The organism is Nocardioides sp. 616, assembly GCF_002930065.1.
In the GTDB taxonomy this organism is placed as follows: Bacteria; Actinomycetota; Actinomycetes; order Propionibacteriales; family Nocardioidaceae; genus Nocardioides; species Nocardioides houyundeii.
In genome coordinates this window covers 229684-242667 of record NZ_POAG01000017.1, presented here as the reverse complement: position 1 = coordinate 242667, position 12984 = coordinate 229684, and the positions used below count along the sequence as shown (strand labels likewise).

Annotated in this window: 8 protein-coding genes and 1 riboswitch; of the genes, 4 read left to right on the top strand and 4 right to left on the bottom strand. The window is 72.4% G+C overall.

Annotated elements, in window-relative coordinates; genetic code table 11:
* The first annotated feature begins 36 nt into the window (after positions 1-36).
* Positions 37-1215, top strand: a complete 1179-nt coding sequence (locus C5H89_RS07585) for an exonuclease SbcCD subunit D (protein ID WP_104106420.1) — start codon at positions 37-39, stop codon at positions 1213-1215.
* Positions 1215-4238 (top strand): SMC family ATPase, encoded by a 3024-nt coding sequence (locus tag C5H89_RS07580; protein ID WP_104106419.1) that lies wholly within the window; start codon positions 1215-1217, stop codon positions 4236-4238. Before C5H89_RS07585 ends, C5H89_RS07580 begins: the two co-directional genes overlap by 1 nt.
* Here the strand turns inward: C5H89_RS07580 and C5H89_RS07575 are convergent.
* Positions 4228-4926 (bottom strand): sulfotransferase, encoded by a 699-nt coding sequence (locus C5H89_RS07575; protein WP_104106418.1) that lies wholly within the window; start codon positions 4924-4926, stop codon positions 4228-4230. The two genes, C5H89_RS07580 and C5H89_RS07575, sit on opposite strands and share 11 nt — an antisense overlap.
* A 37-nt stretch (positions 4927-4963) precedes the next feature.
* On the opposite strand from C5H89_RS07575, the gene C5H89_RS07570 reads away from it, so the two are divergent.
* Together C5H89_RS07570 and C5H89_RS07565 are read left to right on the top strand one after the other, a co-directional pair.
* Positions 4964-6508 (top strand): TldD/PmbA family protein, encoded by a 1545-nt coding sequence (locus C5H89_RS07570; protein WP_104106417.1) that lies wholly within the window; start codon positions 4964-4966, stop codon positions 6506-6508.
* Positions 6505-7893, top strand: a complete 1389-nt coding sequence (locus C5H89_RS07565; protein ID WP_104106416.1) for a metallopeptidase TldD-related protein — start codon at positions 6505-6507, stop codon at positions 7891-7893. Before C5H89_RS07570 ends, C5H89_RS07565 begins: the two co-directional genes overlap by 4 nt.
* Here C5H89_RS07565 and C5H89_RS07560 read toward each other — a convergent pair.
* From C5H89_RS07560 to C5H89_RS07550, 3 genes are all read right to left on the bottom strand, one after another.
* Positions 7881-9167, bottom strand: coding sequence for a serine hydrolase domain-containing protein (locus C5H89_RS07560; protein WP_104106415.1), 1287 nt, complete (start codon positions 9165-9167; stop codon positions 7881-7883). The genes C5H89_RS07565 and C5H89_RS07560 overlap by 13 nt on opposite strands.
* Complete coding sequence (gene gcvP, locus C5H89_RS07555; protein WP_104106414.1) at positions 9164-12040, bottom strand: aminomethyl-transferring glycine dehydrogenase; 2877 nt, start codon at positions 12038-12040, stop codon at positions 9164-9166. The genes C5H89_RS07560 and gcvP overlap by 4 nt, the downstream gene beginning before the upstream one ends.
* A gap of 96 nt (positions 12041-12136) precedes the next feature.
* Positions 12137-12233, bottom strand: a riboswitch (glycine riboswitch).
* 100 nt (positions 12234-12333) lie between these two features.
* Positions 12334-12936, bottom strand: a complete 603-nt coding sequence (locus C5H89_RS07550; protein ID WP_240181753.1) for a MerR family transcriptional regulator — start codon at positions 12934-12936, stop codon at positions 12334-12336.
* Positions 12937-12984: the final 48 nt, after the last annotated feature.

Genomic DNA, 12984 nt, shown 5'->3' with positions numbered 1-12984 from the left:
CTCAGGACTGTCGGACCCGACTCCTATGGTCGACCCGTGCGCATCCTTCATACCTCAGACTGGCATCTGGGCCGGTCCTTCCACCGCGAAGGCATGCTGGCGCACCAGCGTGCCTTCCTCGAGCACCTGCTCGAGGTGGTCGAGCGCCGGTCGGTCGACCTGGTGGTGGTCGCCGGCGACGTCTACGACCGGGCACTGCCACACGTCGATGCGGTCCGAGTCGCGGACGAGGCGTTCGCGGCACTGGCGAGCTCACGGGCCCGGGTGGTGGTGACCAGCGGCAACCATGACTCCGCCCTGCGCCTGGGCTTCGGCTCCACGCTGATCGACGCGGCCGGGGTCCACATCCGCACCGACGCCTCGGGCGTCGGATCCCCCGTCGAGCTCAGCGACGAGCACGGCCCGGTGCTGGTCTACGGCATCCCCTACCTCGACCCCGAGAGCGTCAGAGAGCCCTGGGGGCTGCCGGTCCGTAGCCACGAGGCCGCGCTCTCGGAGGCGATGCGCCGCGTCCGTGCCGATCTGGACCGCCGGCCGGCAGGCTCGCGGTCGGTGGTGCTGGCCCACGCGTTCGTGACCGGCTGCGCGCCTTCGGAGTCCGAGCGCGACATCAGCGTGGGTGGGATCTCGATGGTTCCCGGCGCTCTCTTCGACGGCATCTCCTACACCGCCCTGGGCCACCTGCACGGCGCCCAGGTGCTGTCGGCGGCGGTGCGCTACAGCGGCTCCCCGCTCGCCTACTCGTTCTCCGAGGCCGGCCACACGAAGGGGTCGTGGCTCATCGATCTCGACCGCAGCGGCATGAGCGCCGCCGAGTTCGTGCCGGCGCCGGTGCCGCGACCGCTGTCCCAGATCACCGGGACTCTCGAGGAGCTGCTCGGTGAGCCGGCGCTGGCGCAGCACCAGGAGTCCTGGGTTCACGCCACCCTGACCGACGCCGTGCGGCCGCTGCGTGCCATGGACAGGCTGCGCACCCGCTTCCCGCACACGCTTGTCATCGGGTTCGCACCCGAGGGCAGCGGTGCCGATCCCGACTCCTCGCGCCGACCCACGACCGGTCTGACCGATCACGAGATCACGCTCGCCTTCATGTCCGAGCTGCGCGGCGCACCGGCGACCGAGGCGGAGTCGCTGCTGCTGCGCGAGGCCAGCGAGGCCTGCTGCGACGACACCGACGTCGACTCCCTGCTCACCGTCTCCGAGGCGGGGCGCTGATGCGGCTGCACACCCTGACGGTCACCGCCTTCGGTCCGTTCGCCGAGACCGTCACCGTCGACTTCGACGAGCTCAGCGAGGCCGGCCTGTTCCTGCTGACCGGGCCGACCGGAGCCGGCAAGTCCAGCGTCCTCGACGCCGTCTGCTTCGCCCTGTACGGCGACGTGCCGGGCGAGCGCGGTGCCGCCAAGCGGCTGCGCTCCGACCACGCCGCACCCTCCGTGGCGCCTGAGGTCACGCTGGAGGCGACGCTCTCGGGCCGCCGGTTCCGCTTCGTCCGGTCCCCCGCATGGCAACGACCCAAGAAGCGGGGCACCGGCACCACCAACCAGCAGGCGTCGGTGGCGCTGGCGGAGCATCGCGACGGCGGGTGGCAGCCCGTCTCCACCAGGCTCGACGAGGTGGGCGACCTGGTCGGGGCGCTGCTGGGCATGAGCCTCACCCAGTTCTGCCAGGTGGCGATGCTCCCCCAAGGCCGCTTCCAGGCGTTCCTGCGGGCCAAGTCGGACGAACGTCAGGCGGTGCTGCAGCAGCTCTTCAACACCAGCCGCTTCTCGCGGATGGAGGGTTGGCTGCGCGAGCACCGGCTCCAGCTCGCGCGGCGTTCGCGCACCCACCACGACGCGGTCGCCGCCCTGGTCAGCCGCGTGTGCGAGGTCTCGACCGCTGCGGTGCCCGACGAGTGGGACCTGCAGTCCCTGGAGCCGGTGGCCGGATCGGGTGAGCTGGGCGCGTGGACGGCTGCGGTCACCGCCGATGCCGCCGCCACTGCCCGACGGGCGGCGGCTCTCCTGCCCGGGGCCGAGGCGGCCGAGCGCGAGGCGGAGCAGCGCCACACCCTGGGGCGCCGGACTCACGAGCTCCAGGAGCGGCACGCCGCGGCCCGGGCCCAGCTCGGCGCGCACCTCGCCGCCGCAGACCAGCACGGCCGCAGGGTCTCCGAGCTGCGCGAGGCGCGCCGCGCCGCTGGCGCCATGCCCGTGCTGAAGCTCGTCGACGCAGCGACCTTCGAGGCCAGTGCGGCGCGCCTGCGGGCAGACTCGGCCCTGGAGTCCTTGGCACAGCACCTCGGTGCCGACCGGGCGGTGGCACTACCCCGCGACGACGCCGCCGCGGAGGCGGTCGACGCGCTGCTGAGCTCGGTCCAGCAGCAGTGCTCGGCCCTCGGGCCGCTGCGCGACTCGGACCGGCGCCTGGCAGAGCTGCACGAGGCCCGGGCCGACGCGCGGCGGCGGCTGGCCGACGCCCGCGCCCGGGTGGAGTCCGCCCACGCCCAGCTCGCGGAGCTGCCAGCTCGGCTGGAGCACCGGCAGAGCGCCCTCACCTCCAGCCAGCAGGCAGCCGGCTCGGCGGCCCAGCTCGAGGCCGAGGTGACCGTGCTGAGTACCCGGCTGACCGACAAGGAGCTGCTCGTCGCTCTCGAGGCCGAGCTGGCCGAGGCAGCCTCGGAGCGTGCCGAGTGCCGCGAGCGTGTGCAGGACCTGACCCAGACCTGGCTGGACATCCGGGAGACCCGGATCCAGGGCATGGCGGCGGAGATCGCCGGTGCGCTGGCGGTCGGCGACTCCTGTCCCGTCTGCGGCTCGTGCAGTCACCCGCACCGCGCCAGCCCGTCTCCCGGCTCCCCCGACGGCGCCGCCGAGCGCGGCGCCATGCGCTCCGTCGACGACGCCAAGGCTCTGCTGCACGTCCACGACGACCGGGTCCAGCAGCTGCGTTCCCAGCGGGACGCGACGGCCGCCCGAGCCGGGGAGGAGCCGCACGAGTCGCTGCGCCAGCGCCTCACGCAGTGCCAGGAGCAGCTGGCGGCAGCCGAGGAGGCGGAGCGTCGCGCGGTGGCGATCCGCGTTGAGCTCGTCGACCTCGAGCGCCGGCTGACGGCGGCCCACCACGCGTCCCGGGAGGCCGAGGTGGAGGTGGCTCGGATCGAGACGGGGCTCCAGGTCTGCGAGAGCGACCTCGAGACGCTCGACGCGGCCCGCACCGCCGCGCTCGCCGGCAGCACGCACACCTCGGTGACTTCGCTGCTGCAGGCGCTGGAGACCAGCGCCTCCCTCGGCAAGCGCTACCTGACCCTGCAGGCCGCCGCCGAGCGCGCGACCAACCGGCTCCGGGTCGACGAGGAGGCCCTGCGCCGCGTACTCGAGGAGTGCGAGCTGCCCCATGCGGACGCCGTACGCCGGGCACACCGGGACCAGGACACCTGTCAGGCCCTGGAGACCCTGATCGAGGAGTACGCGCAGGAGGAGTACCGGCTCACCGGTCTGCTGGAGGACGCCGAGCTGCGGGCCGCGGCAGCGGCCCCGGTCCCCGATCTCGATGGGCTGGCCCGCAGCCACCGTGAGGCCCGCGCCGAGCTGGTCCGGGTGCGAGCGGCTGCCGACCGCGCCCGCCAGGACGCAGACCGGCTGCAGGACCTCGGCGCCCAGCTCGCCGCTGCCCTGCAGCAGTGGAGGCCGCTGCGCGAGGAGCTGCGGGTGGCCGTGGACCTGAGCTCGTTCGCCGAGGGGAAGTCGGCCGACAACCGACTCCAGATGCGACTGGCGGCCTACGTCCTGGGCTACCGGCTCTCCCAGGTGGTCCAGGCGGCCAACGCCAGGCTCCGCGGCATGAGCGGCATGCGCTACACCCTGGAGCACACCGGCCAGCGCGGCACCCGGGAGACCCGGGGTGGGCTGAGCCTGCTGGTCCGGGACGACTGGTCCGGGGAGACCCGTGACCCTGCCACGCTCTCGGGCGGTGAGACCTTCGTGGTGTCCCTGGCCCTGGCGCTGGGACTGGCCGACGTCATCACCGAGGAGGCGGGCGGAGCCGATCTGGGCACGCTGTTCGTCGACGAGGGATTCGGCAGCCTCGACGCCGACACCCTCGACGACGTCCTGGACACCCTGGACGCCCTGCGGGACGGCGGCCGCGTCGTGGGGGTGGTGAGCCACGTGACGGAGATGCGGGAGCGGATCCCGACGCAGCTCCAGGTGATCAAGGACCGCCACGGCTCCCGGCTGGCTCCGGTCAGCGGGTGAGAGTGGTCCAGCTGCTCAGGTCCAGGTCCCACTCCTCGGCCAGCCGCGCGAGCTGCGGCCGGTAGAGCACCCGCAGGGACTCCACCTGGCCGGCCGGAGGCTCCCAGCTGGCCGCGCTGCTCGAGCGCGACGGACGGTCCACGTCGACCAGCGGCACCGGTGCCCGACCCAGACGACGCCACACCGCGTCCACGGCACGCTGCGGGTCGCGACGGACCTCCTCGTAGACCATCACCACCATCCGCTCGCGGCCCACGGCGTTGGCCCACATCGCCAGCTGGTCGGCATAGAACCCGCTGAACGTCTGCACCGTGATCGGCACCGGGTAGGGCCAGGGCGACTTGGCCCTGGTCGCGGCGAGCCGCATGGCGGAGAGGAAGCGCTCGACCGGGTCGCGCAGGATCGCCAGCACCGGCGCATCGGGGGCCAGCAGACCCGACGCCGCGAACGGTGCCGAGGAGTGCCGCAGGTACTGCGGGGTCCACTCCCCCCGCGCCACGCCGTCGGCGGGGAACAGGTCGAGGTAGGTGGCCGGGCTCTCCAGCCCGTCCCCCACCTTGTGCAGGAGGTGCTGCTCCTTCTTGCCGTTGGTGCCCAGCCCCACGCTCGGGTGCTGGCAGAGCAGGTCGGTGAACCACGTGGTCCCGGAGCGCTGGGCGCCGATCCCCAGCCATGCCGGTGCCGTCATGCGCGCGACCCTACCTGTCAGGGACTAGGTTCGGCCCATGAGCAAGCCCGGTCTCGATCCTTCCTTCCTCGCCTTGGGCTACCGCCAGCTGGGCGAGGTGGCCCTGGCGCGAGCCGCCGAACGAGGCGTGCAGCACGCCGACTTCCGGTTCGAGCGCAACCGCTACCAGCACCTCGCGGTGCGGGACGGCCATCTCCAGGGCGCCCAGGACTCCGAGGACCTCGGTTTCGCGGTGCGCGTCATCCACCGCGGCGCCTGGGGCTTCGCCAGCGGCGTGGTGCTGACGGCGCAGGAGGTACGCCGGGTCACCGACCAGGCGCTGGCCGTGGCGGAGATCGCGGCGACCATGACCCCGACGCCGGTGGAGCTGGCCCCCGAGCCCGTGCACGAGGACGTCACCTGGGTCTCGGCGTACGAGGTCAACCCCTGGGAGGTCGCGACCTCCGACAAGGTCGCGGTGCTCTCCGACTGGACGGCGCGCCTGGTCCGGCACTCGGTCGTCGAGCACGCCGCGGCCAGCCTGCAGCAGGTGCAGGAGAACAAGTACTACGCGGACCTGGCCGGCACCAGGACGACCCAGCAGCGGGTGCGGATGATGCCGTCGTTCGAGGCGATGGGGTCGGACTCCGCGACCGGCACCTTCGACTCCATGACGAGCATCGCGCCCCCCGTGGGCCGGGGCTGGGAGTACCTCACCGGACGGTTCTGGGACTGGGACTCCGAGCTGGCCGAGGTGCCGGAGCTGCTGGCGGAGAAGCTCCAGGCCCCGTCCGTGGAGCCGGGGAGCTACGACCTGGTGATCCATCCCTCGAACCTGTGGCTCACCATCCACGAGTCGGTCGGACACGCCACCGAGCTGGACCGCGCCCTGGGCTACGAGGCCAACTACGCCGGGACCTCGTTCGCCACCTACGACCAGCTGGGCACCCTGGTCTACGGGTCCCCCGCGATGCACGTCACGGGCGATCGGACCGTCGAGCACGGCCTGGCCACGATCGGGTACGACGACGAAGGGGTGCAGACGCAGAGCTGGGACATCATCCGGGACGGGGTCCTGGTGGGCTACCAGCTGGACCGGGCGATGGCACACCAGAAGCCGGAGCTGAACCCCGATCCCTCAGGCACCGGCGCAGGCAGGTCCAACGGGTGCGCCTACGCCGACTCCCCCGGCCACAACCCGATCCAGCGGATGGCCAACGTCTCGCTGCAGCCCGACGCCGAGGGCCCGAGCACCGACGAGCTCATCTCCCGGGTGGAACGTGGGCTGTACGTGGTGGGCGACAAGTCCTGGTCCATCGACATGCAGCGGTTCAACTTCCAGTTCACCGGCCAACGGTTCTTCCGCATCGAGAACGGCCAGATCAGCGGCCAGGTCCGGGACGCCGCCTACCAGGCCACCACGACGGACTTCTGGGGCTCGATGGAGGCAGTGGGCGGTCCGCAGACCTGGGAGCTGGGAGGCGCCTTCAACTGCGGCAAGGCGCAACCGGGTCAGGTCGCGGCGGTCAGCCACGGCTGTCCCTCCGCGCTGTTCCGTTCCGTCCGCATCCTGAACACCACCGACGAGGCAGGCACGGCATGAGCACCTCACCCCAGGACCTGGTCGAGCACGCGCTCGCCACCACGACCGCCGACGACTGCGTGGTGATCGTGGGCAACAACACCAGCGCCAACCTCCGCTGGGCCAACAACTCCCTGACCACCAACGGCGTCGCCCACGGACTGTCGGTGACCGTCATCTCCTTCGTCGCCGGCCGGGACGGGACGCGCACCGGCTCGGTCTCGGGCGCTGCCACCACCCCGGACCAGGTCACCGCCCTGGTGGCCGCCGCCGACGGCGCAGCCCGGGACTCCTCCCCGGCCGAGGACGCGGTCGACCTGGTGGTCGGCGACGCGGACCCGGACTGGGCAGAGCCGCCGGCGGAGACCGACATCGGGGTCTACGCCGACGTCGCTCCGATGCTGGGCGAGGCGTTCGGGACGGCCCAGGGCGGTGGCCGGCTGCTCTACGGCTTCGTCAACCACGAGGTCACCACCACCTACCTGGGCTCCAGCACCGGGCTGCGCCGCCGCCACGTGCAGCCCACCGGGCACTACGGCTGCACCGCCAAGACCGCAGACCTCACCCAGAGCGCGTGGGTCGGCGGAGCCACCAGGGACTTCGCCGAGGTGAACCCCCTGGCAATGGAGGCCGAGCTCACGACCCGGCTGGCGTGGGGTGCCCGCGAGGTGGCTCTGCCGGCCGGGCGCTACGACACGATCCTGCCCCCCACCGCGGTGGCGGACCTGATGGTCGACACCTACTGGAGCGCCGGCGCCCGGGTGGCCCACGACGGGCAGTCGGTCTTCAGCAGGCGCGGGGGCGGCACCCGGATCGGCGACCGGGTCGCCCGCGCCGGTGTCACCCTCTCCTCGGACCCCACGCACCCCGGACTTGAGTGCGAGCCGTTCGTGGTCGCTCCGGCCTCCAGCAACACCTCCTCGGTCTTCGACAACGGCCTGCCGCTCGCGCGCACCGACTGGATCGCCGACGGCCGGCTGTCGGCGCTCCTGCAGACGCGGCACTCCGCGGTCCTGACCGGCCAGCCCGCCACCCCGGCCGTCGACAACCTGGTGCTGGCGGTCGAGGGCTCCTCCGGTGGGGTGGCCGAGCTCGTGGCGGACGTGGAACGCGGGTTGCTGCTCACCTGCCTGTGGTACATCCGCGAGGTGGATCCGCAGACCCTGCTGCTGACCGGGATCACCCGGGACGGCGTCTACCTGGTCGAGAACGGCGAGATCACCGGGTCGGTGAACAACTTCCGGTTCAACGAGAGCCCGGTCGACCTGCTGGGGCGGTTCACCGCCGCCGGTGCCACCGAGCCGGCGTTCAGCCGGGAGTGGGGCGAGGACTACTTCAGCCGGACCGCGATGCCCGCGCTGCGGGTCCCGGACTTCAACATGTCGAGCGTCTCTCAGGCGCGCTGACGGTGCGGGCCGCCCGGGATGGGCGCCGCCGGGTCGTAGGCGGTGCGGGTCAGCACGAACGTGGCCACCTCGAGATGGTCGACCTCCCCGTCCGGACGTCGTACGACGTGCAGGGTCTCGCCGCGGTGGTAGCCCTGGAGCCCGACGATCCTTCCGTCGCCCAGCCCGAACAGCTCGACGTCGTCGGGCACGGCCAGCTGGCGAAGCTCCAGCAGGCGGTTGTGCCAGCGGACCTCGGTGGCGGTGTTCCCCCAGAACCACAGCCCGGGGACTCCGCGGATCGCCTCCGGCAGCTCGCCGGAGGGGACCCAGGGCTCGACACCGTCGTGGTCGAGGTCCCCGTCGATCAGCTCCAGCAGGAGCGCTGCCTGGTCCACGCCCGTGGTCGCGTTCATCAAGGTCACCCCACCGATGCCCGACGCCGAGTCGACCAGGACGGCAGCCAGGAAACCCGGCATGGAGCCGTTGTGTCCGACCAGGGTCCCGGTGGTGCCGGTGGTCAACCGCAGACCCAGTCCGTAGTCGGCGGTGACGGGCGAGGTCATCTCGGCCAGGGACTCCGGCGCCAGCAGGTCGGGGCGGGCCCCGGCGAGGAACTGCCCCCACAGCACCAGGTCGGCCAGCGTCGACCACAGCTGCCCCGCGGGCGCCATCGCGCCGGTGTCGGCCAGCGGCTCCAGCTGTGGCACTCCGGTGAAGTGCCCGACGCTGAACCCGGGCTGGGCACCGGGACGGGGCAGGTAGGAGGTCTGGGTCATGCCGAGCGGCAGGAGCAGCGACTGCGTGACGAGCTGCCGCCACGGGGTGCCGGTGACTCGAGCCACCACCTCGCCGAGCAGCGCGAAGCCGAGGTTGGAGTAGTGGAACCACTCCCCCGCGGCCGCGACCCGACCACTGCCGTCGTTGGCGGCGGCGAGCGTGGTGAAGTCCGAGCCCCGGGTGCGCTCCCACCACGGCCCCGCGGGCTCGCTCTGCATGCCGGAGGTGTGGGAGAGCAGCTGCCGCAGCGTGCACTCGGCGTAGCCGATGTCGCCCAGGTGACGTCCCACGGGGTCGTCGAGGTCGACCAGGCCGGCGTCACGCGCCTGCATCACCAGCACGGCGGTCATCGTCTTGGTGATCGACCCGATCCGGTACTGGGCGTTGAGGTCCGCGCCGCCGCCGGCACGGCCTGCCCAGACCACCCCGTAGCGGTCGAAGACCGCGCCCACCACGGACGGGAGCCGACCGCGGCCCTGGGCGAGCTCGAGTCGGGCCTGGCGCCGGTCGATCATTCGGCGAAGGCCTCCGGGGAGGGGCAGGAGCACACCAGGTTGCGGTCGCCGTAGGCCTGGTCGATGCGCGCGACCGGCGGCCAGTACTTGTCGGGGTCGACCCCGGCGGGGAAGACCCCCAGCTCCCGGGAATAGCTGCGGTCCCACTCGCCGACCAGCGCCCGCGAGGTGTGCGGAGCCATCCGCAGCGGCGACGTCTCCGGGGTCCACTCCCCCGCGGCGACCCGGTCGATCTCGGCCTTGATGGCGATCATCGCCTCGATGAACCGCTCGATCTCGGCCAGGTCCTCGGACTCGGTCGGCTCCACCATCAGGGTGCCGGCGACGGGGAACGACATCGTGGGCGCGTGGAAGCCGTAGTCGACGAGCCTCTTGGCGACGTCGTCCACGCTCACCCCGCTCGCCTTGGTGATGCCGCGGACGTCGAGGATGCACTCGTGCGCCACCAGGCCCGAGTGCCCTCGGTAGAGCACCGGGAAGTGCTCGTCGAGCCGGGAGGCCAGGTAGTTGGCCGACAGCACCGCCGAGGCGGTGGCGCGGGTCAGCCCTTCGGCACCCATCATCCGCACGTAGGCCCAGGAGATGGGCAGGATCCCCGCCGAGCCGTACGGCGCCGCGCTGATCGGGCCGATGCCTCGGCGCTTCTCCGGCTCGGGGTGGTTGGCGTGTGAGGGCAGGTAGGGCGCCAGGTGGGCTCGCACCGCCACGGGGCCGACCCCCGGGCCGCCGCCGCCGTGCGGGATGCAGAAGGTCTTGTGCAGGTTGAGGTGGGAGACGTCTCCCCCGAACTCACCTGGCTTGGCGTAGCCGAGCAGGGCGTTGAGGTTCGCGCCGTCGACGTAGACCTGGCCACCGTGGTCGTGCACGATCCGGCACAGCTCGGTGATCGTGTCCTCGTACGCACCGTGGGTCGAGGGGTAGGTCACCATGATCGCGGCCAGCGTGTCCGCGTGCTCCGCGCACTTGGTCTTGAGGTCGTCCAGGTCCACCGAGCCGTCCTCGCTGGCACGGACCACGACCACACGCATCCCCGCCATGACCGCGGAGGCTGCGTTGGTGCCGTGCGCGGAGGAGGGGATCAGGCACACCTCGCGCAGCGGCGCCCCCTCGACCTGTCGTGCCCGGTGGTAGCCGCGGATCGCCAGCAGGCCGGCCAGCTCGCCCTGGGATCCGGCGTTGGGCTGGATCGAGACCCGGTCGTAGCCGGTGACCTCCGCGAGCCACCCCTCGAGGTCCGACACCAGACGGCGGTAGCCGGTGGCGTCCTCGGCCGGTGCGAACGGGTGCAGGTCGGCGAAGCCCGGCATGCTGATGGGCTCCATCTCCGAGGTCGCGTTCAGCTTCATGGTGCACGAGCCGAGCGGGATCATCCCCCGGTCCAGCGCGTAGTCCCGAGCCGAGAGCCGACGCAGGTACCGCAGCATCTGGGTCTCGCTGCGATGGGTCGAGAACACCTCGTGGGTCAGGTACGGCGTCTCCCGGTGGAGTCCGCCTGGCAGCGCCGAGGCGGTGATCTCGTCGAGCCCCGCGACGTCCGACTCCACCCCGAACGCGGTGAGCACCGCCTCCACGGTGCGACCCGTGGTGACCTCCGAGGTCGACAGCCCAACCCGGTCCTCGTCCACCAGGCGAACGTGGAGGCCCAGCTCCCGGGCCCGGGCCACCACGTCGGCGGCGCGGCCAGGCACCACCACACCGAGGGTGTCGAAGAACTCCGCGTGCTGCAGGGCCAGTCCGGCGCGGGTCAGCGCGGCGGCGATGAGCACGGCGTACCGGTGGGTGCGCTGAGCGATGGCGCGGAGTCCGTCGGGCCCGTGGTGCACGGCGTACATGCCGGCCACGACCGCCAGCAGGACCTGCGCGGTGCAGATGTTGGAGGTCGCCTTGTCCCGCCGGATGTGCTGCTCCCGGGTCTGCAGCGCGAGCCGGTACGCCGGGCGTCCCTCCGCGTCCACCGAGACCCCCACCAGGCGCCCGGGGAGGTGTCGCTCCAGGCCACTGGCGACCGACATGAAGCCCGCGTGGGGCCCGCCGTAGAAGAGCGGGACGCCGAACCGCTGCGAGGAGCCGACGACCACGTCGGCACCCATCGCCCCCGGTGCCTCGAGCAGGGTCAGCGCGAGCAGGTCGGCGGCGACCACGGCGAGCGCGTTGCGGGCGTGCGCGGCCTCGATGACGGCCCGGGGGTCGAGGACCCGGCCGGAGGCACCGGGGTACTGCACCAGGACCCCGCTCAGCTGGCCCTCGGGGAGCCCCTGCGCGAGGTCGGCGACCACCACCTCGATGCCCATGGCCTCCGCGCGGGTGCGGACCACCTCGATGGTCTGCGGCAGTGCGTCGGCGTCGACCACGAACGGACCCGCGGCTTTGCGGTTGGCGCGGCGCACCAGCGTCATCGCCTCGGCCGCCGCGGTCCCCTCGTCCAGCAGCGACGCGTTGGCGGTGGGCAGTCCGGTGAGGTCGCCGATGACGGTCTGGAAGTTGAGCAGGGCCTCGAGCCGCCCCTGGGAGATCTCCGGTTGGTACGGCGTGTAGGCGGTGTACCAGGACGGGTCCTCCAGGACGTTGCGCCGCACCACCGGGGGCGTGATGGTGGCGTGGTAGCCGAGCCCGATCATCGCCTCGGCGGGCTTGTTGGCCCCGGCCAGCTCGCGCAGCTCCTTGGCTGCGGCCGCCTCGGTGACCGCGGCCGGCAGGGCCAGTCCACCAGCGGACCGGATGCCCCCGGGCACGGCAGCAGCCATCAGTTCCTCGAGCGAGGCGAAGCCCAGGTGCTCCAGCATCATGGCCACGTCGGAGTCGCGGAGCCCGATGTGCCGATCGGAGAACGGGAGCGCCGCGTCGAGCTCGGACAGACTGGGCAGGTCGGACATGGCCACACTCCAGGTTCGGGCGAACAGGTCAGGGTCAGACGAACAGGTCGCCTCCCCCTCTGTCACCGGTGGCCATGCCACCGGCTTCACAGTCGCCTGCCCTGCGCGGTCCTTGGTGCCTGAGAGGTTCCGGGGAGGAATTGCCCCTTCGGCGCTGGTGGCGGCCCCACCAGGACTCTCCCGCGCGGGATCGTCAGCCCTTCGAGCATACCGTGGGGCGGGTACGACGCGAGGCCGCCCGGATGCCGGACGGCCTCGTGATCGTGACCGGCCCAGAGCCGGTGCGGTGCAGGTCAGCCGATCTTGCGTGCGGCCCGGCGTGCAGCCAGCTCGTCGCCGGCGACGTCGTCGGCGGGCTCGGCGCTCGTCCGCTCGCTGGGCAGCTCGGCGAGGGTGCCCTCGATCTCGCGCCACACTCCACCGATCGCGATCCCGAAGACGCCCTGACCACCTTGGAGCAGGTCGATCACCTCGTCGTTGCTCGTGCACTCGTACACCGAGGCGCCGTCGCTCATCAGGGTCACGCGGGTCAGGTCGTCGGTGCCGCGCTCACGGAGGTGCTGGACCGCGGTGCGGATCTGCTGCAGCGAGATACCGGCGTCCAACAGGCGCTTGACGACCTTGAGGAGCAGGATGTCGCGAAAGGAGTAGAGGCGCTGCGAGCCGGAGCCAGAGGCGCCGCGCACGGTCGGGTCGACCAGACCGGTCCGAGCCCAGTAGTCGAGCTGGCGGTAGGTGATGCCGGCGGCACTGCACGCGGTGGGTCCGCGGTAGCCGGCGTCGCTGGGCAGCGGGGACACGTCATCGGTGAACAGGAGACCCTGCTCCTCGGCCGCCACGGTCGCGTGCTCCACCTCGACCTGACGCGGCTTGCCCTGCTGCTCGTTGTCGTTCACGCCCACTGGGGACCCTCCGTCGTCTACTCCGCTCATCGTAGCTCCCTC